19 protein-coding genes and 1 tRNA gene are annotated in these 17,075 nt (G+C 46.6%); 7 read left to right on the top strand and 13 right to left on the bottom strand.

The window, feature by feature from the left end:
• From pgsA to ACN0RF_RS03200, 7 genes are all read right to left on the bottom strand, one after another.
• A complete protein-coding gene (gene pgsA / locus ACN0RF_RS03170; RefSeq protein ID WP_011233905.1) occupies nucleotides 1-549 on the bottom strand; it encodes a CDP-diacylglycerol--glycerol-3-phosphate 3-phosphatidyltransferase in 549 nt (182 codons plus the stop codon).
• A 23-nt stretch (nucleotides 550-572) separates the two neighbouring features.
• Entirely contained in the window at nucleotides 573-2,411 is a 1,839-nt protein-coding gene (uvrC, locus tag ACN0RF_RS03175; protein WP_417438033.1) for an excinuclease ABC subunit UvrC, read from the bottom strand.
• A complete protein-coding gene (locus ACN0RF_RS03180) occupies nucleotides 2,408-3,058 on the bottom strand; it encodes a response regulator transcription factor (protein ID WP_034820779.1) in 651 nt (216 codons plus the stop codon). The genes uvrC and ACN0RF_RS03180 overlap by 4 nt, the downstream gene beginning before the upstream one ends.
• Nucleotides 3,059-3,265: 207 nt before the next feature.
• Nucleotides 3,266-3,859 (bottom strand): DNA-3-methyladenine glycosylase family protein, encoded by a 594-nt coding sequence (locus ACN0RF_RS03185; protein WP_417438034.1) that lies wholly within the window; start codon nucleotides 3,857-3,859, stop codon nucleotides 3,266-3,268.
• Between the two features lie 7 nt (nucleotides 3,860-3,866).
• Complete coding sequence (locus ACN0RF_RS03190) at nucleotides 3,867-4,661, bottom strand: thioesterase family protein (protein WP_417438035.1); 795 nt, start codon at nucleotides 4,659-4,661, stop codon at nucleotides 3,867-3,869.
• Between the two features lie 29 nt (nucleotides 4,662-4,690).
• Nucleotides 4,691-5,599 carry a DUF3667 domain-containing protein gene (locus ACN0RF_RS03195; RefSeq protein ID WP_417438036.1) on the bottom strand — a complete coding sequence of 303 codons (909 nt, stop codon included), beginning with the start codon at nucleotides 5,597-5,599 and terminating at the stop codon, nucleotides 4,691-4,693.
• Between the two features lie 119 nt (nucleotides 5,600-5,718).
• Nucleotides 5,719-5,810, bottom strand: a tRNA-Ser gene (locus ACN0RF_RS03200).
• 245 nt (nucleotides 5,811-6,055) lie between these two features.
• On the opposite strand from ACN0RF_RS03200, the gene ACN0RF_RS03205 reads away from it, so the two are divergent.
• Genes ACN0RF_RS03205 through ACN0RF_RS03225 form a run of 5 tightly spaced genes read left to right on the top strand, consistent with a single transcriptional unit; the run spans nucleotide 6,056 to nucleotide 8,062 of the window.
• On the top strand, nucleotides 6,056-6,724 hold the full coding sequence (locus ACN0RF_RS03205) for a Bax inhibitor-1/YccA family protein (protein WP_417438037.1): 669 nt from the start codon (nucleotides 6,056-6,058) through the stop codon (nucleotides 6,722-6,724).
• A 50-nt stretch (nucleotides 6,725-6,774) separates the two neighbouring features.
• The gene (gene tusD, locus ACN0RF_RS03210) at nucleotides 6,775-7,134 is read left to right on the top strand and encodes a sulfurtransferase complex subunit TusD (protein WP_417438038.1); all 360 of its coding nucleotides are present in this window, start codon (nucleotides 6,775-6,777) and stop codon (nucleotides 7,132-7,134) included.
• Complete coding sequence (locus ACN0RF_RS03215) at nucleotides 7,134-7,457, top strand: DsrE family protein (RefSeq protein WP_417438039.1); 324 nt, start codon at nucleotides 7,134-7,136, stop codon at nucleotides 7,455-7,457. The genes tusD and ACN0RF_RS03215 overlap by 1 nt, the downstream gene beginning before the upstream one ends.
• Nucleotides 7,454-7,723 carry a hypothetical protein gene (locus tag ACN0RF_RS03220; protein ID WP_417438040.1) on the top strand — a complete coding sequence of 90 codons (270 nt, stop codon included), beginning with the start codon at nucleotides 7,454-7,456 and terminating at the stop codon, nucleotides 7,721-7,723. The genes ACN0RF_RS03215 and ACN0RF_RS03220 overlap by 4 nt, the downstream gene beginning before the upstream one ends.
• A gap of 9 nt (nucleotides 7,724-7,732) precedes the next feature.
• A complete protein-coding gene (locus ACN0RF_RS03225) occupies nucleotides 7,733-8,062 on the top strand; it encodes a TusE/DsrC/DsvC family sulfur relay protein (protein ID WP_417438041.1) in 330 nt (109 codons plus the stop codon).
• A 1-nt stretch (nucleotide 8,063) separates the two neighbouring features.
• On the opposite strand, the gene serS is transcribed toward ACN0RF_RS03225, so the two are convergent.
• The 6 genes from serS to lrp all read right to left on the bottom strand — a co-directional run bounded on the left by serS (nucleotide 8,064) and on the right by lrp (nucleotide 14,695).
• The gene (gene serS / locus ACN0RF_RS03230) at nucleotides 8,064-9,356 is read right to left on the bottom strand and encodes a serine--tRNA ligase (RefSeq protein WP_417438042.1); all 1,293 of its coding nucleotides are present in this window, start codon (nucleotides 9,354-9,356) and stop codon (nucleotides 8,064-8,066) included.
• Nucleotides 9,357-9,363: 7 nt separating this feature from the next.
• Nucleotides 9,364-9,753: a fluoride efflux transporter CrcB gene (gene crcB, locus ACN0RF_RS03235; protein ID WP_253619288.1), complete on the bottom strand. Its 390-nt coding sequence runs from the start codon at nucleotides 9,751-9,753 to the stop codon at nucleotides 9,364-9,366.
• Nucleotides 9,746-11,032 (bottom strand): replication-associated recombination protein A, encoded by a 1,287-nt coding sequence (locus ACN0RF_RS03240; RefSeq protein ID WP_417438043.1) that lies wholly within the window; start codon nucleotides 11,030-11,032, stop codon nucleotides 9,746-9,748. The genes crcB and ACN0RF_RS03240 overlap by 8 nt, the downstream gene beginning before the upstream one ends.
• A gap of 59 nt (nucleotides 11,033-11,091) precedes the next feature.
• Complete coding sequence (lolA, locus tag ACN0RF_RS03245) at nucleotides 11,092-11,694, bottom strand: outer membrane lipoprotein chaperone LolA (RefSeq protein WP_417438044.1); 603 nt, start codon at nucleotides 11,692-11,694, stop codon at nucleotides 11,092-11,094.
• Nucleotides 11,695-11,697: 3 nt separating this feature from the next.
• The gene (locus ACN0RF_RS03250; protein ID WP_417438045.1) at nucleotides 11,698-14,106 is read right to left on the bottom strand and encodes a DNA translocase FtsK 4TM domain-containing protein; all 2,409 of its coding nucleotides are present in this window, start codon (nucleotides 14,104-14,106) and stop codon (nucleotides 11,698-11,700) included.
• A 94-nt stretch (nucleotides 14,107-14,200) separates the two neighbouring features.
• On the bottom strand, nucleotides 14,201-14,695 hold the full coding sequence (gene lrp / locus ACN0RF_RS03255; RefSeq protein WP_041291753.1) for a leucine-responsive transcriptional regulator Lrp: 495 nt from the start codon (nucleotides 14,693-14,695) through the stop codon (nucleotides 14,201-14,203).
• 138 nt (nucleotides 14,696-14,833) lie between these two features.
• On the opposite strand from lrp, the gene ald reads away from it, so the two are divergent.
• Complete coding sequence (ald, locus tag ACN0RF_RS03260; RefSeq protein ID WP_110013079.1) at nucleotides 14,834-15,961, top strand: alanine dehydrogenase; 1,128 nt, start codon at nucleotides 14,834-14,836, stop codon at nucleotides 15,959-15,961.
• A gap of 145 nt (nucleotides 15,962-16,106) precedes the next feature.
• Nucleotides 16,107-17,066: a thioredoxin-disulfide reductase gene (trxB, locus tag ACN0RF_RS03265; RefSeq protein WP_417438046.1), complete on the top strand. Its 960-nt coding sequence runs from the start codon at nucleotides 16,107-16,109 to the stop codon at nucleotides 17,064-17,066.
• Nucleotides 17,067-17,075 lie beyond the last annotated feature (9 nt).

A 17,075-nucleotide genomic window follows, 5' to 3' on the forward strand; every position in this document is an offset into this window, starting at 1 on the left:
TTAATTTCTGGTCAATTCACTCTTGGCGCCGCGTAAATATTCCCACATGGACCACACAGTCAAAACGAAAGCCGAATAGAATAAGAACATCGATAACCAATAAATATAAACGTTCGCATTCCAAAGCAGTCCAATTAAGGCCAGCATCTGTGCCACTGTTTTCCATTTACCTAAATTCGAAACAGCAACTTTTGCTCTGTGGCCGCTTTGTGCCATCCATTCCCGTAGCGCACTGACTATAAGCTCACGACAAATCATGGTCAGCGCCGGAATGGTAATAAAGGCAGAGTTATAATCTTCGACAATGACAACCAGTGCAGCGACTACCATCGCTTTATCTGCTACCGGGTCAAGAAACTCGCCGAACTTAGTAAACTGGTTAAAACGACGGGCAATATAGCCATCCAGAGCATCTGTGATTGCCGCTAACCAAAAGATAAAAGCAGCCCAGAAACGCGCATCTTCCATTGGTAAATAGAAAACCACCAGAAATACCGGAATAAGTACTATCCGGAAGCTGGTCAAAATATTAGGGATATTCCACTTCATTATCCGCTGATTCCTTATTGTTTTTACTCATCACGAAATGAGTAATAGATTTTCTCTGCCAATGCTCGGCTAATGCCAGGTACGCTGGCTAATTTATCAATACTAGCGTTTTTTACCTCTTGTAATCCACCTAGATTTTTCAAAATGGCCTGTCTGCGCTTCGCTCCTACCCCGTCAATCTGTTCTAACGTCGAGGTTTTCTTAACTTTAGCCCGCTTCTGGCGGTGCCCGGTTATGGCAAAACGGTGTGACTCATCACGTATGTGCTGAATCAAATGCAGCGCACTGGCGTCTTTACTTAGCGGAATGGTTTCATGACTACCGGCCATGATCAAAGTTTCCAGACCCGGTTTGCGCGACTCGCCTTTCGCCACGCCAATTAATACCGGCGCTTCTTTCCCCCAGTCGTTAAAGTAGTTCTCCGCCTGAGCTAACTGTCCTTTACCACCGTCGATAAACAGGATATCCGGTATGTTGCCCTGCTCTTTAGCATTGTCGTAACGCTTAGCCAAGGCTTTAGACATGGCAGCGTAATCATCGCCCGGCGTTATACCGGTAATATTATAACGGCGGTAGTCTGACTTTTTGGGCCCGTTTTGATCAAACACAACGCAGGACGCCACCGTTTGTTGACCCATTGTGTGGCTAATATCAAAACATTCCATGCGCTGAATAGGTACACCAAATTCCAGCACCTGCTGTAATGCTTGAGTCCGGCGGTTCATTGTACTTTGCTGATTCAGGCGACTCTCTAGCGCATTAACCGCGTTCTTTTGAGCCAGTGACTGATACTGACGCTTGTCTCCGCGCACCGAGCTCTGCAGCTTAACTGGCTGCGACAGCGCATCACTCATGACTTCAGCGAGCACGTTATCAGGCTGAATATCGACAGGAAGCACCACTTCTCTTGGAATTTTCCGTCCAGCCGTATCTGACAAATAAAACTGCAGCAAAAAGGCTCTGAGCACTTCATCGTCAGGAGTATCTGTCGGCACTTTAGGAAAGTAGCTGCGGCTTCCCTGCAAATGATTATCCCGGATAAACAACATTTGCACTGTCGTCATTCCGTTACCACGCGCCAAACCAATAACATCCAGCTCTTGTTGGCTTCCGGTAACCGAGTTACGTTCCTGAGTTTTTCGTAGCGCTGCTATCTGGTCACGAAATCTAGCGGCTCGTTCAAAATCGAGATCTGTACTCGCCTGCTCCATTTTATTCATCAGCTCGTCAATAACCTGCTGATTCTTGCCCTGCAGGAACTGTTTTGCCAGCACCACCTGTTCATTGTATTCGTCGTCAGTGCAGACATTAACGCAGGGCGCGAGGCAACGTTTTAACTGATATTGCAAACAAGGCCTGGTGCGCGCACGATAGTAAGAATCATCGCACTGTCGAATTGGAAACAGTTTTTGCAGCAGGTTCAGGCTTTCGCGTACAGCCGAGCCATTAGGAAAGGGACCAAAATAATCGCCTTTCGCACGCCGGGCGCCCCGGTGAAAACCAAGCTTCGGATGCTGATGTGAGGTTAAAATAATATAAGGATAGGATTTATCGTCACGCAACAAAACATTGTAGCGTGGCCGATATTTTTTTATAAAAGTGTTTTCTAATATTAACGCCTCAGCTTCGGTGTTGGTAACGGTAACGTCCATAGACGCAATTTGTTTAACCAACACCTGTGTTTTCATCCGGTCTACCTTCTCACGAAAGTAACTGGACACACGCTTTCTTAGATCTTTTGCTTTTCCGACATAAATCACGTCACCCGACTCATCGTACATCCGGTAAACGCCGGGCTGATGAGTCAGGTGACGAAGAAAGCTGTCGCTGTCAAAATGCTTTTGTTGATTACCTTCTGTCATCTACCTTCAAACTGAATTAGGTCAACAAGACCTGACTGAATTGCAAGATGAGACAATTGTACATCACCATCGATACCGAGTTTAGAGAAAATCCGATAACGGAAGGTATTTATTGTTTTACTGCTAATACATAAATGCCGGGAAATTTCTCTTACCCGAATACCCCGACTGAGCATTTGTGCCACCTGAAGCTCGCGTTCACTCAGCATATCAACCATTGTTTTTTGCTGCTGCGAACGCGGATTCTGTGCAAGATAAGCGGCAACCGGCGCTGCGACAAAAACATTGCCCTGTTTCAACGAACGAATAGCCTGAACTAAGTCAGCACTGTCGCATGAGTCCAGTAAGTATCCGTCGACAACACTAATACCACACTGAAAATCAAGTATATCTTGTTGGCTGCTACCCCAGACAATAAGTTTTAGATCGCAGTGACGGCGCTTCAAGCGACGCCAGTGTTCAACTGTTGCAGCACCACCAAGTCGACTGCATAAAACAACCACAGCGTCTTCATACTCGTAGCAAGCGCGGCGTAAATCGGCAATACCCGTTACAGTCAATATTTGATCACTGAAGTGTTGCTGCAGAACAGAGGCCATGCCGGCGCTAATAATGGGGTTGGGGATCGCTAAAATAATACGGTTCATTTTCACATTCCTTATTTGTATACCTTGTTAGTCTTCCTGATTAGGTTAAATCCGTACCACCCTGCCCGAATTCGGATAGAATATTCTGAGCTTTTAAAGACAATAACAAGCGGCTTTTACAGAACTTTACAAAAACTCTGAAAAAGCCAATTCAAAGGTGTGAAAACAACATTTGAAGATTAGCTTCAAGGTGAATTTTTATACTGGCTACAAGCGTGCCTGATCCAGCATGTCCCACAAATAGCAGGCTAAATAACTGCGGTAAGGCTGAGCCCGTTCGGGAATGATCAAAATATCCTGGTCCTTCAGCAAGCTCATGGCTTTACGCAGCGAGCTATCCTGAATGGGGAAAAGATCTTCGTGGGCAAAATGAAACATAGCTAAAATAGACGCCGTCCAGGGGCCAATACCTTTAAGCTGAGTCACATCCTTAATCAGGTCAGCTGAACTCATCTGCGACCAGGCTTCTATTCTCTCAGGTTGAGTTTGATGACAGTGAGCAACGCTGTTAATGGCTGAGGCTTTCGAACGACTGACACCGCACCCTGTTAATTCCTCCGCAGGAAGGTAAGCAATCCGGCCTACTCCTAATGCTTTTGCCTTTTGCTCCGCTCTTTCAATAATGGTTGCGGAGGCTTTTAAAGACAGCATTTGACGAATAATAATTCGTGGTAAGGCTTCAATAACAGGTGTTTCAGATGCCGCCAATAAGCCTCGCTCGGGCAACTGAAGCAGCAACAAGTCGATACCCGGCTGAGTATCGATAAGGTGTTGTCTGACGATTGCTGGTGTCGTTTTCATACAATTATTACGCAAATACCGTAAAAGTCTGTCGACTTATAGCTAATAACTCGCCCTTCTCACTCCACAGACCAGCGCGGCTGTGCCCATAACCATGTTCAGCATGCTCAATAAAAGCTTCGTACTGAAACCAGTCGTGGCTACTGAAACTTTGTAGAGGAATATCGGGAAACTCAATAGTCCAGGTTAAAGACGAGGCCGGCGCAGGGCTGTCCAGATGAGGCAAGACTGCCGGTGGCCAGGCGTCAACTAAAGCCAGTATAGTTGCCGTTGTCAGCGGCTGTTGTTCTTCACGAAAACGTATCCAGCCACCAAAAGTTCTTCCCGGTTGTCCGCTAAATGGCATACCACCTGACGTAATACGGTAATCGAAGTTTTTCGCAAACTCTGGGACAATATCCGCTTCAGGTAAACCTGGTCCGTCGTTGATGGTTTTAAGATCGGGTGGCGTTTCACTTACCACTGTAACCGTTGAACTTCGGCCTTTGCCCAGGCTCGCCAGACAAGACAACATAATCTGCCCTTGCTGCTGCAGTTCGACAGCAACCTGAATAACCGATTTTCCCTCGCGCAAAATTCGGTAATTTAACTCAGCCTCACCCGGTTCAGCAGGCGCGACAAAAGAGATACTCATGGAACGAAGATGATATTCAATCGGAAATTGTTTCAACAAAAACTGAGCAGCCAATGCTCCGCTGAATCCGCCGAAAAACGCGCGTCCCTGAGCCCAGCCGGAAGGTAGTTCAATGACTTGATTGTTCTTATCCGCAACGATTTGTTCTACAGCTGTGTGGAAGTTCATACTATTCCCTATTTAAACGACTGTTTGATTTAAGCGTTAAGAATACCAATTATCACCATTAATACAAAAGAAGCGCTTAATAAAAGAAAATAACCAAAAACACAGGCTAAAAATTTGAATACAGTTAATGTCCAGCTTTGCTGATAGAAGCTCTTTTGCGTCAATAGCAGATAAGTGAACATCCACCCAATAAGAATATAACCTAACCAGTCGGATGGTAAGGTTAACCAGGTCCAGCCAAAGTTATCAATCAGCGGATTAGTTATATAGCCTAATGTCGACAGCAACATCAGGGAAAGCAGTAAAAAAGCATGTGTATGCAAAGCTACAGTTAAGTGCTCTAAGTAGTAACGGTTACTGAATAAATAAAGGACTTTTAAATACAGAGCCCAAAAAGGCAGCATCAGAAGCATCATCTGCGGAGTCATTGAAATCAGTTTTTGCGTAAACAGCTGGGGGTTTTGCTTTAAATGCTGAAGTTTCTGTTCAAGCATCCGCGTTTGCTCTTCATTCAACCAGGGAATATCGCCAAACTGCAACTCAAATCCGCGCCGTACGGTACTTTCGTTAGAGTCACTTTCAGATACTTCTGTTTCGGACTGTCGTGCCTCGCTCTTTGACTGTGAATCATTAAAGGTTATCTGTGATGTCAGCACCATAAAAGATATCAACGAGATAAAGAAATAGAGCCTGAGCGGAGGTACATAAGAGGCGTGGCGACCTTTCATAAACTCAGATGATAGAAAACCAGGTTTTAGAAAGAGTCCTCTTAGAGTACGGTAGAATCTGGAGTCCCAGTGCCCTAACTCACCAAAAAGATCGCCGACAACGGCAAAAACGCTGCGTATGCTTTGTTTATCCTGTTGGCCGCATTGATGGCAGTATTCACCGGTAAGAGGTGTATTACAGTTCTTACAATTACTGACGGTCGATTCCATGGCAAAATTCCATTTTTGCTTAATATAACAGGAGGTTTAAAGTTGCGCTATTGGCTGGAACAAAAAGCTGCGGGCACAAAAAAAGCCCCACTCAAATGAGTGGGGCTTTTTTGTGAATTTGGCGGAGAGGGAGGGATTCGAACCCCCGGTGGGTATGAACCCACGCCTGATTTCAAGTCAGGTGCATTAAACCGAGCTCTGCCACCTCTCCGTATTTTTGCTCTCTGCAACTTCGTTGTTGAGAACGAGGCGAATATTAAAGACCTAAGTTACGCTTGTAAAGTAAAAATTTGAACAAAGTGTTCGTTTGGGCGTTTATTAAACAAACCGACCAAAATTCGCCAGAAATTACTACCTTCTGCTCTACCCAACGCCCCCATTAATGCTGTAGTATCGAGGAAACTTTTTAAATAAAAAACAGTCTTAACAGACAGTAAGTTCAACACGGAGAAATCTATGAACAATCGCAGTCAGACTTATGTCGGTCAGAACGAATCGACGCTGGCCGTTAATAAGGTATTACGCAACACCTACACTTTATTGGCAATGACATTAGCCTTTAGTGCTATTGTTGCTACTATCAGCACGATGATGAACTTACCCTATCCGGGTTTCATTATCACTTTAGTTGCTTACTTTGGCTTACTTTTTGGTATTCACAAAACCAAAGATAGCGGCATGGGCATTGTACTCACCTTCGCTCTAACCGGCTTCTTAGGTTACACCCTTGGCCCTATCCTTAACATGGCATTATCAATGCCTGGTGGTGGCGAGATGGTAGCTACTGCGTTAGGCGGTACAGCTCTGACCTTCTTTGCAACTTCGGCTTATGTGTTAACCACGAAGAAAGACATGTCTAAACTGGGTGGTCTGGTTACTGCCGGTATTATCATGGTTTTTGTGGCGATGCTGGCTAATCTATTCTTCCAACTGCCAGCCTTACAGCTTGCAATATCTGCTATCATGATTCCATTGATGGCAATGCTGATTATGTGGCAGACCAGCGACATCATTAACGGTGGCGAGCGTAACTACATCCTTGCGACAGTCACTTTATATGTTTCGATTTATAACTTGTTCCTTAGCTTGCTACAATTGCTAATGGCGTTTGGTGGCGACGATTAATCGCTTCTGTAAAATCGTAATAAGCGCCCCGCATTGCGGGGCGTTTTTGTATGAACGGACAATTTATGGCTAAACTCACACTCATCCTTCAAAACTCAGTTAAAGAACACACTCAATCTATGAATGCTCTGGCATTTGCGAAAGCGGCTATCACCACCGGCCACACTATAGCCTGTGTGTTTTTTTATCGAGAGTCAGTAAATCATGCGGAATTTCCTACGCCTGCAGAAAATGAAGACTTGATTACGCAATGGGAAGAGTTTAGCCAGCAAAACCATGTGCCTCTGGTGGTCTGCCATACCGTAGCTGAACGCAAGGGAATGGAAAAATTCCACCCCGGTTTTGAAGCCTCAGGTTTAACCGCTCTGGCAACTGCCATGGCTAACAGCGACCGGACCTTACAGTTTTAATGACCATGAAAAAAATTGCTATTTTACAATGCAGTGCTGCGAGCGACTCAGCAACCGAAGCACTTGATATCGCTTTAGCATTAGCCAGCTTTGATTATCCGGTGCAATTAATATTGTCCGGTGAAGCCGTTAAGTCTTTACTGAACCAACCTTCAAAGCGTTACGCCATGCTGGAGTTGCTGGATGCTGAACCTATTGTAATGAGTTCAGAAGAGTTAACCGATACAAGCGCCCTGCCCGCAAGCATTGATACGGTTATAGTCTCGCCAGGACAGTTAAAGAGTCACCTAAGCCAATTTGACGAGGTATTACAATTCTCATGACCTCTACTCTCCACTGGTTAAGAAATTCGTCTTTAGTGTCCTGGCTGGAACAACATGACCGGCTGCTGAGTGACACTGATGCCTTGCTTATATCCGGCGTAGCACTCAACGAACTGCCATCTGAGTCAACTGTTGAATTACCGGTTTATGCGCGTAAACAGGAAGTTGACGCTTTGGATACTGCACTGCCTGACTACGTCATGTTAAAATCGGACGAGCAGTGGGTTGAGCTGGTGCTTAGCTTCCAACAACAGATAACCTGGTAATAACACGGCATGATTAAATTTAACGGTAAAGAATACGAAACCGACAAACACAACTACCTTGCAAACTTAGACGACTGGAGCGAGGAATTGGCGCTTCACTTTGCGCAGTTAGAGAGTATAGAAATGACCCCGGCACACTGGGAAGTCGTGACTTTTGTGCAGGATTTCTACCGTGAGTTTGATACCAGCCCGGCAATGCGCGTACTGGTTAAAGCCATGAAAAAGCAGTTAGGCGAGGATAAAGGCAACAGTCGTTATCTGTACAAGCTGTTTCCTAAGGGCCCGGCAAAGCAGGCCACACGAATTGCAGGCCTGCCTAAACCAGCTAAATGTATTTAACTTAAGCCTTAAGTACTTCTACGCCGCCCATGTAAGGACGTAATACCTCAGGAACAACAATTGAGCCGTCTTCCTGCTGATAGTTTTCCAGCACTGCGACCAACGCACGGCCAACAGCCAGGCCTGAACCGTTTAATGTGTGCATAAGTTCAGGCTTCTTTGCGCCCTTACGACGGAAACGAGCCTGCATACGACGCGCCTGAAAGTCCTGCATATTCGAGCAGGAGCTAATTTCACGGTACGCTTCCTGCGCTGGCAACCAGACTTCCAGATCATAAGTTTTAGCTGCACCAAAGCCCATATCCCCAGTACAAAGCAGTACTTTACGGTACGGCAACTCAAGTTTTTGCAACACGGCTTCAGCGTGACCTGTTAATTGCTCTAAAGCGTCCATTGACTGTTCAGGTTTAACCAACCAGACCAGTTCCACTTTATCAAACTGATGCTGCCGGATAAGCCCACGAGTGTCGCGACCGTGAGAACCGGCTTCACTGCGAAAACACGGCGTATGCGCAGTAAACTTAAGCGGTAACTCGTCTTCATCCGCAATTTCATCACGGTATAAGTTTGTTAACGGCACTTCAGCCGTTGGAATCAACGACATAGGAATTTGATCTTGTGACTCACCTTCAATATGGAATAAGTCTTTACCGAACTTAGGTAACTGCCCGGTTCCATATAATGAATCCTGATTCACCATATAAGGCACGTAGGTCTCAAGATACCCATGCTCGTCAGTATGTAAATCCAGCATAAACTGAGTCAGGGCGCGATGCATGCGGGCGATACCACCACGCATAACCACAAAGCGTGCACCAGTAAGTTTTGCGGCAGTTTCAAAATCCATACCTTTGGCTAATGCTTCGCCTAAATCGACATGATCTTTCACTTCAAAGTCGAACGACTTAGGCTTCCCCCAGGTCAGAACCTCCTGGTTTTCATCTTCATCCGCACCTTCCGGGACTTCGTCTGCCGGCAAGTTAGGAACACCCATAATAATATCGTTAAGTTCTTGCTGGATAACTTTCAATTCTTCTTTAGCGTTATCCAACTGCTCGCCTAAATCGCTTACCGCGTCCAGCAACGGTTGTATATCTTCACCCGATGCTTTTGCCTTACCTATGGCTTTCGAGCGGCTGTTACGCTCTGCCTGTAACTGCTCGGTGCGTACTTGCACCTCTTTGCGCTGCTCTTCCAGCTTTTGTAATTTGGCAACGTCTAAGTCAAAGCCTCGCGTTGCTAGCTTTTTTGCGGTCTGGTCTAATTCCTCTCGGAAGTATTTTGCGTCTAGCATGAGTGTCCTATTTAACCGTTGTTGAGTACAACATCATTGCCGCGAAAACAGCAGCAATACAAATAATTACATTAAAGGCAATGTGCAGAGCCGCTTTAAACAGCTCGCCCTGACTGGCTAAAGCCACAACCTCGACTGAGAATGTCGAGAAGGTTGTAAAAGCGCCCAGTAAACCAACTCCTAAAAATAAACGAGTTGTTTCAGAAACGGGTTGTTGCTCTGCGTAAGCCAGTAACAACCCTAAGAAAAACGAACCTATTATGTTAACGGTCAACGTGGCAAAAGGGAATGCCCGAAACCCAAATGATTGCATAGCCAGAACCATGGCAAAACGTGCCGATGCGCCTATTGCGCCACCCGCAGCTACGCAAAAGAAATGAAGAAGGAGGTTATTCATCGGGTTCCCTGTGCCAGTCTGACTTTGAGTCCATATCTTGCAACCAACGGAGCTTTTCCTGCAACTTTATTTCCATGCCGCGAGGCTCCGGCGTATAAAATTGGGTGCCGGCTATTTCTGACGGTAAGTAACGTTCACCCGGAACGTAAGCGTTAGGATAATTATGTGCGTACTGGTAGTCAGCACCATATCCCTGAGCCTTGTGCACCTTGGTTGGTGCGTTACGTAAATGTTCAGGCACCGGCGCATCGCTGTGCTCTTTAGCCGTTCTTAGTGCACTTTTAAACGCATTATAAACGGCATTGCTTTTCGCTGCACAAGCGCAATAAATAACCGCCTGAGCAATGGCACGCTCGCCCTCTGCAGGCCCCACTCTGTGGTACGTATCCCAAGCGTTTAATGCTAACTGCAGTGCTCTGGGGTCAGCATTTCCTATATCTTCCGAGGCTATAGCTAGTAACCGACGAGCAATAACCAAAGCGTCGCCGCCACCGGTTAATAAACGTGCATACCAATACAAAGCGCCGTCGGGAGATGAGCCTCTGACAGACTTATGGAAAGCGGATAAAACATCGTAGTAATGGTCGCCCTGATGATCAAAAGCCGTGGCTTTTTCGCCAATAGCCGCGGTGATCAATTCTGGTGTAATTGGCTGGCTGCTGCTCTCAACAAAATCAGCAACCACTTCAAGATAGTTTAATAAGCGACGCGCATCCCCGCCGGCTAAGTCCAGAAGCTTTGCCCGGGCTTCACCTTGTAGTTGCAACTGACGCTGACCAAGGCCTCGTTCTGCGTCCGTTAACGCGCTTTCCAGAGCCTGTTCAAGATCCGTTTTGGACAATGTTTGTAACCGGTAAACCCGCGCCCGCGAAAGCAGTGCGTTGTTAAGCTCAAAGCCGGGGTTTTCTGTGGTCGCGCCAATAAAGACAATAGTGCCGTCTTCAATGTGGGGCAGAAAAGCGTCTTGCTGGCTTTTGTTGAAACGGTGCACTTCGTCCACAAACAAAATGGTGCGACGCCCCTGCTGCTGAGCCAGTAACTTCGCTTCTTCAATGGCTTTTCGAATGTCTTTAACACCGGAGGTTACCGCACTAATGCGGCTGACTGTAGCATTTGCCTGGGTCGCAATGAGTTCCGCTAAGGTGGTTTTACCGGTACCCGGAGGTCCCCATAAAATCATTGAATGCAGATGCCCTTGCTCTACCGCTACCCGCAAAGGTTTACCGGGCGCAAGAAGATGCTGCTGACCTACATACTCGTCAACCGTGCGTGGGCGCATTCGCGCCGCAAGGGGTTTGAAATCGGGTTGAAAATCTAAGTCCAGACCTGCCACAACAATTAACTTTGATCGTCGACGTCGACATCAGCGGGTACGTCAAAAACAAATTGTTCGTCGCTGATGGTTTCATTTAACGCCACATTATTCAGCATCAGTTCAGTCCGCTCACCCTGAGCCTGAACCATGGTTATCTCTGTGAGCTTTTCATCGGTAAATGTTAATTCCAGCTTATTACCATTCGTTTCATGCTCAACAAAGTAGCGATTATCGCTAAAGTTGACGTTGTAGTTCTGCCACTGATTACCGTTGCTGTCCAACACCAGCAGCAAAGGGCTGTCGTCAACCATGTCCTGCTGTGCATAAATGGTTACTTGTTCAACAAAAGGATTGTAGTACCAGACCTTTTTGCCGTTAGCGACCATCACGCTTTCATCCGGCTTTTTCGTATGCCAATACAAATTAGCGGGTCGTTTTAACTTTAACGTACCACTTAGTGTTTGCAGTACTTCACCCTGTTCATCTTTTACTTGCTGTTCAAACTCTGCAGATAAGCTTTGAGTTTGTTTCAGTAAATTTTGCAGAGCCTGCTTGTCTGACTCGCCGCCTGAGGCAAACACATTAAACGAAACGGCCATAATCATGGCCAATACAACTGCTTTCATGAATTAATCCCTTGGAGCTCGTGGAGCCAGCACTTCGCGCTGACCGTTATTGCCTGCACTGGTTACGACACCACTCACCTGCATTTGTTCGACGATACGGGCAGCGCGGTTATAACCGATACGGAATTTGCGCTGTACACTCGATACTGATACCCGCTGGGTCTCAGTAACAAAAGCAACGGCTTCATCGTACAGAGGGTCAGATTCAGCATCATCAGATTCCTGCTGTTCCCCCGGTAGTAGCGCTTCCTCGCCCTGATCGCCCGATAAAATTTCTTCCAAATAGTTAGGTCGACCACGTTTCTTCCAGTCCTTAACCACCGCATGAACTTCATGGTCATCGACAAAAGCTCCATGTACACGCACCGGAGAACCGCTACCCGGTGGTAAATAGAGCATATCGCCCTGCCCTAACAATTGGTCGGCACCCGGCTGATCCAGAATGGTTCTCGAGTCTATTTTTGATGATACCTGAAACGCAATTCGGGTTGGAATATTCGCTTTAATTAAACCGGTGATAACATCCACCGATGGGCGTTGAGTCGCCAAAATTAAGTGAATACCGGCAGCACGCGCTTTCTGAGCGATACGTGCTATGAGCTCTTCTACTTTTTTACCGACAATCATCATCATGTCGGCAAATTCGTCTATCACCACGACAATGTTCGGTAATTTTTCCAGCAACGGCGGTAACTCATCCATAGAATCGCCCGGCTTCCAGATAGGGTCACGCAGTGGTTCACCAGCGTCTTTAGCCGCCTTCACTTTCGCGTTGTAGCCTTTTAAATTACGTACCCCTAAAGATGACATGAGTTTGTAACGACGCTCCATTTCTCCTACACACCAACGCAGTGCATTGGCGGCATCTTTCATGTCGGTGACGACCTCGGTCAACAAGTGCGGAATGCCCTCATAAACCGACAGCTCAAGCATTTTCGGATCTATCATAATAAGGCGAACGTCTTCGGGCGTGCTCTTATAGAGCAGGCTCAGAATCATAACGTTAACACCAACAGATTTACCGGAACCGGTGGTACCAGCTACCAGCAAATGCGGCATTTTTCCTAAGTCGACAACGACTGGAGTGCCAGCAATGTTTTTGCCCAGAATCATCGTTAGCGGCGAGCCGCTATGGGTGAACTGGTCGCTATTAATTACTTCGCTTAGCTGCACAATTTCGCGGTGTTTATTAGGCAGTTCCAGACCAACATATGACTTACCCGGAATAACCTCTACCACACGTACAGCAACAGCAGATAAGGTACGGGCAATATCTTTTGCTAAGTTAGAAATTCTGGAGACTTTAACACCCGGCGCTAAATCGAGCTCAAAACGGGTGATGACCGGACCGGGCTCAACGTGAGCCACACGAACATCAACCCCAAAATCTTTCAGCACTGTCTCGACCGTGCGTGATACCTGATCCAGTTCTTCCTGAGTTACCGGGTGCTCTTTTTTATTCGGTCTATCCAGAAGCTCTATTGACGGCAACGGCGGAAGTAACTCGCCCTCGCCTGAATCAGCCTCTGCTTGCGGCTCGTCTTCCGTCGAGGTTTCTGAAGAAGACGCCGCGGCAACAGGTTTCTTAGGTGTGTCTTTTTTCGCAGCCGCCTGCTTGCTAAATTTAGGCGCATCGTTGTCTACGTCATCGTCTTCGTCAACAGAGCTCATTGACGGCAGGCTCAAAACGGGTTCTTGTTTGTCGGCTCCAAATAAGTCACTACTGAGTGTTGTCGGTTTCTTTTCTTCAAGCGTTTGCTCATGCTCGTCGTCATCATAAGCTTCTGAGTCGTCTTCTTTATCTTCCGCTTCCGAGCTTCCGCGACTTTGCCAAAGCATTTTAACTTTTTCGGTTAACCACAAAGCCCCATCGATAACCCACTCACCTAGTTTATCGGCAACCTGCAACCAGCTTATTCCGGTCACTAAAGTTACTCCGGTAAAGAAGAAAGTCAGTAACAACAGTGTCGTTCCGACGAAGTTCAGGTAAGGAAGCAAAGACGCAGCAATAACGTCGCCGATAACGCCACCGGCGGAAAAGTAGTAAATATCGTCGAAATTAATAGATGACAGTGCGGATGCACCGATGAGCGCGAGCATAGCGCCTATCATGCGCAAACTCACCGCAAGATAATCCATTTCTAATAAATGGTAAGTTTTACGGAACAGTAAGTAGCCAAGGCCAACAAAGCCGAAAGGAATAAGGTAGGCAACGAAGCCAAAAGCAAACAAGAGTACATCTGCCATCCAGGCACCTACGGCACCGCCGGCATTATGTATGCTTCCTTCATAACCGGTCTGTGACCAGCTGGGATCAGCGGGATTAAAGCTCACCAATGACAAAAAAATGAAAATGGCCAGCGCACCACTTATTAGCAACCCTGCTTCTAAAACTCTTTGTACACCTGTCATTATCTTATTGCAGCGCCTTCGTTGGTATTCTTGTTACGATAAAATATCGAGATAAATTTTATCCGCATGATTGTAGCGAATATCAGCCCCAATGTTACCCCTTTACTAATACTTTATTTTCTTGTTTGACCTCTTCCATAACCACATAGGTTCTTGATTCATCAACCCCCGGCATCATTAACAGGGTTTCACCCAATAATTTGCGGTAAGCACGCATATCCGGCACCCGTGCTTTTATCAGGAAGTCGAAGTCACCCGCCACCAAATGGCATTCAAGAATTTCATCTGTTTTACGTGCAGCCTCGCTAAATTCGGCAAAAGCGTCGGCTGAGGTTCGGGTTAAGGTAATTTCAACGAAAACCATCAGGTTTGCACCTAACTTAGCAGGATTAATCCGGGCATGATAACTTTCAATTACTTGTTCCCGCTCAAGCTTACGCACACGCTCCAGGCAAGCAGTCTGGCTAAGGCCTACACGCCTTGCCAGTTCAACATTCGACATGCGTCCATCATCCTGCAAAAGCCGCAGGATCTTCCTGTCGGTTTTATCAATAGTGACTTCTGCTGGTTGCTCGGCGTTAAACATGATAAATCTCTAAATAAGTAATTAAAATTAGTATATCACACCAAAAAATAACTTAAAAAAAGTAAGTCATGCACTGTTGTTTGCGTCTATAATTTGCGCCAAATAATTCCCCCTTAAACACGAAATTGTAAGAGGCAGATAATGTTAATTGGTGTACCAAAAGAGATTAAAAACCACGAATACCGTATCGGCTTAACTCCAGCAGCCGTGCGTGAATATGTGGAAAACGGCCATGACGTCATCATTGAAAATAACGGTGGTGCAGCAATAGGCTTCACAAACGAGCAATATATGGAAGCCGGTGCAACTATTATTGATACACCAGAAGAGATTTTTCAGCGCGCCGACATGATTGTTAAAGTAAAAGAGCCTCAGCCAAACGAATGCAAAATGCTTCGCGAAGGCCAAATTCTTTATACTTTCCTTCATTTAGCACCAGACCCAACTCAAACTGAGTTACTGGGTAAAGCGGGTTGTACTGCTATTGCTTACGAAACGGTCACCGATAACCGTAACGGTTTGCCTCTTTTAGCTCCTATGAGTGAAGTTGCCGGGCGTATGTCAATTCAGGCAGGCGCTCACTATTTAGAAAAAGCACATGGTGGCAGCGGCACCTTATTAGGTGGTGTTCCTGGCGTAGCACCGGGTAAAGTACTTATCATTGGCGGCGGTGTTGTTGGTACTAACGCTGCGAAAATGGCTATTGGCCTGGGCGCTGAAGTCACTATTTTAGATCGTTCTCTGCCTCGTTTACGTGAACTGGACGATATCTTTGCCGGTCGCGTACAAACGGTTTACTCAACCGTTGATGCTATCGATAAATACTCTCGTGAAGCTGACTTAGTGGTGGGTGCGGTTCTTATTCCAGGCGCCGCGGCACCGAAACTGCTAACTCGTGAAAACATCAGCAATATGAAGCCGGGCTCAGTACTGGTAGACGTTGCAATTGATCAGGGCGGCTGCTTTGAAACATCAAAAGCAACCACGCATCAGGACCCTGTTTACATTATTGACGACGTTGTTCACTACTGTGTGGCAAACATGCCGGGCGGTGTAGCACGTACCTCTACTATTGCACTGAACAATGCAACCTTGCCTTATGGTATTGCATTAGCAAATAAAGGCGTGCAAGCCATGCTCGAAAACGAGCACCTGTTACGCGGCCTGAACATGCATAAAGGTAAAATTACCTACAAAGCCATTCACGATGATCTTGGTCAGCAGTTAGGTCTGGATTACCAGGACCCTCGCGAAGCGCTTCAGGCGTAATAGCCGGTTGTTCTGAATAAGCCCGTGAACAAAAGTTTGCGGGCTTTTTTATTGGCAGTTCTTGTTCGCTAAGCTTGTAAACCCTACAATCAACCCCCATAGCTAAAGAACGAACAATCAAAAACGCATTAATGGAGTTTTTCTAATGGCTGAAGCCAAACACTGCAAGTTACTTATTCTGGGATCAGGTCCTGCTGGCTATACAGCTGCAGTCTATGCTGCACGTGCTAATTTAAACCCGGTTATGGTAACGGGTATGCAACAAGGTGGTCAGTTAACCACCACAACCGACGTTGAGAACTGGCCGGGCGACGCCGAAGGTTTAACCGGACCCGACCTTATGGTCCGTATGCAAAAGCACGCTGAGCGCTTTGATACCGAGATTGTGTTCGACCATATTAGCAGCGTCGACTTTTCCAAGCGCCCTTTTCAGTTAAAAGGTGACGTTGGTGAGTACACCGCAGACTCAGTCATTATCAGCACTGGCGCCTCAGCTAAATACTTAGGCTTAGACTCAGAAGAAGCCTTTATGGGTAAAGGCGTTTCAGCTTGCGCAACATGTGACGGCTTTTTCTACAAAAAGCAAAAGGTCTGCGTTGTCGGCGGCGGTAATACTGCGGTTGAAGAAGCGTTGTACCTTTCAAACATTGCCAGCGAAGTGCATGTTATCCACCGTCGTGACACTTTCCGGGCGGAGAAAATTCTGGTCGACCGTCTGCATGAAAAAGAGCAGAACGGTAATGTCACTTTCCATCTGAACAAAACCTTAGATGAAGTGCTGGGTGACGATGCTGGTGTTACCGGCGTGCGTATTAAAGATACGCAAGACGGTAGTACCGAAGAGCTGGAAGTTGCGGGCTGCTTTATTGCCATCGGCCACCAGCCTAATACCGGTATTTTTGACGGTGAACTGGAAATGCAGGACGGTTACATTCAGGTGCAAAGCGGGCTTCAGGGCAATGCGACAGCAACCAGTGTACCGGGCGTTTTTGCGGCCGGTGACGTAATGGATCACATTTACCGTCAGGCAATTACCTCTGCCGGTAGTGGCTGTATGGCCGCGTTAGATGCCGAGCGTTACTTAGACGCACTGACTAAGTCTTAGTCTTTTAAC

The organism is Idiomarina sp. (assembly GCF_048260185.1).
Taxonomy (GTDB): Bacteria; Pseudomonadota; Gammaproteobacteria; order Enterobacterales; family Alteromonadaceae; genus Idiomarina.

Excerpts from the sequence above, each read along its gene's own strand:
- pgsA (WP_011233905.1), bottom strand. The coding sequence starts at position 549 with ATGAAGTGGAATATCCCTAATATTTTGACCAGCTTCCGGATAGTACTT.
- uvrC (WP_417438033.1), bottom strand. The coding sequence starts at position 2,411 with ATGACAGAAGGTAATCAACAAAAGCATTTTGACAGCGACAGCTTTCTT.
- ACN0RF_RS03180 (WP_034820779.1), bottom strand. The coding sequence starts at position 3,058 with ATGAACCGTATTATTTTAGCGATCCCCAACCCCATTATTAGCGCCGGC.
- ACN0RF_RS03185 (WP_417438034.1), bottom strand. The coding sequence starts at position 3,859 with ATGAAAACGACACCAGCAATCGTCAGACAACACCTTATCGATACTCAG.
- ACN0RF_RS03190 (WP_417438035.1), bottom strand. The coding sequence starts at position 4,661 with ATGAACTTCCACACAGCTGTAGAACAAATCGTTGCGGATAAGAACAAT.
- ACN0RF_RS03195 (WP_417438036.1), bottom strand. The coding sequence starts at position 5,599 with ATGGAATCGACCGTCAGTAATTGTAAGAACTGTAATACACCTCTTACC.
- ACN0RF_RS03205 (WP_417438037.1), top strand. The coding sequence starts at position 6,056 with ATGAACAATCGCAGTCAGACTTATGTCGGTCAGAACGAATCGACGCTG.
- tusD (WP_417438038.1), top strand. The coding sequence starts at position 6,775 with ATGAACGGACAATTTATGGCTAAACTCACACTCATCCTTCAAAACTCA.
- ACN0RF_RS03215 (WP_417438039.1), top strand. The coding sequence starts at position 7,134 with ATGACCATGAAAAAAATTGCTATTTTACAATGCAGTGCTGCGAGCGAC.
- ACN0RF_RS03220 (WP_417438040.1), top strand. The coding sequence starts at position 7,454 with ATGACCTCTACTCTCCACTGGTTAAGAAATTCGTCTTTAGTGTCCTGG.
- ACN0RF_RS03225 (WP_417438041.1), top strand. The coding sequence starts at position 7,733 with ATGATTAAATTTAACGGTAAAGAATACGAAACCGACAAACACAACTAC.
- serS (WP_417438042.1), bottom strand. The coding sequence starts at position 9,356 with ATGCTAGACGCAAAATACTTCCGAGAGGAATTAGACCAGACCGCAAAA.
- crcB (WP_253619288.1), bottom strand. The coding sequence starts at position 9,753 with ATGAATAACCTCCTTCTTCATTTCTTTTGCGTAGCTGCGGGTGGCGCA.
- ACN0RF_RS03240 (WP_417438043.1), bottom strand. The coding sequence starts at position 11,032 with ATGCGCCCACGCACGGTTGACGAGTATGTAGGTCAGCAGCATCTTCTT.
- lolA (WP_417438044.1), bottom strand. The coding sequence starts at position 11,694 with ATGAAAGCAGTTGTATTGGCCATGATTATGGCCGTTTCGTTTAATGTG.
- ACN0RF_RS03250 (WP_417438045.1), bottom strand. The coding sequence starts at position 14,106 with ATGACAGGTGTACAAAGAGTTTTAGAAGCAGGGTTGCTAATAAGTGGT.
- ald (WP_110013079.1), top strand. The coding sequence starts at position 14,834 with ATGTTAATTGGTGTACCAAAAGAGATTAAAAACCACGAATACCGTATC.
- trxB (WP_417438046.1), top strand. The coding sequence starts at position 16,107 with ATGGCTGAAGCCAAACACTGCAAGTTACTTATTCTGGGATCAGGTCCT.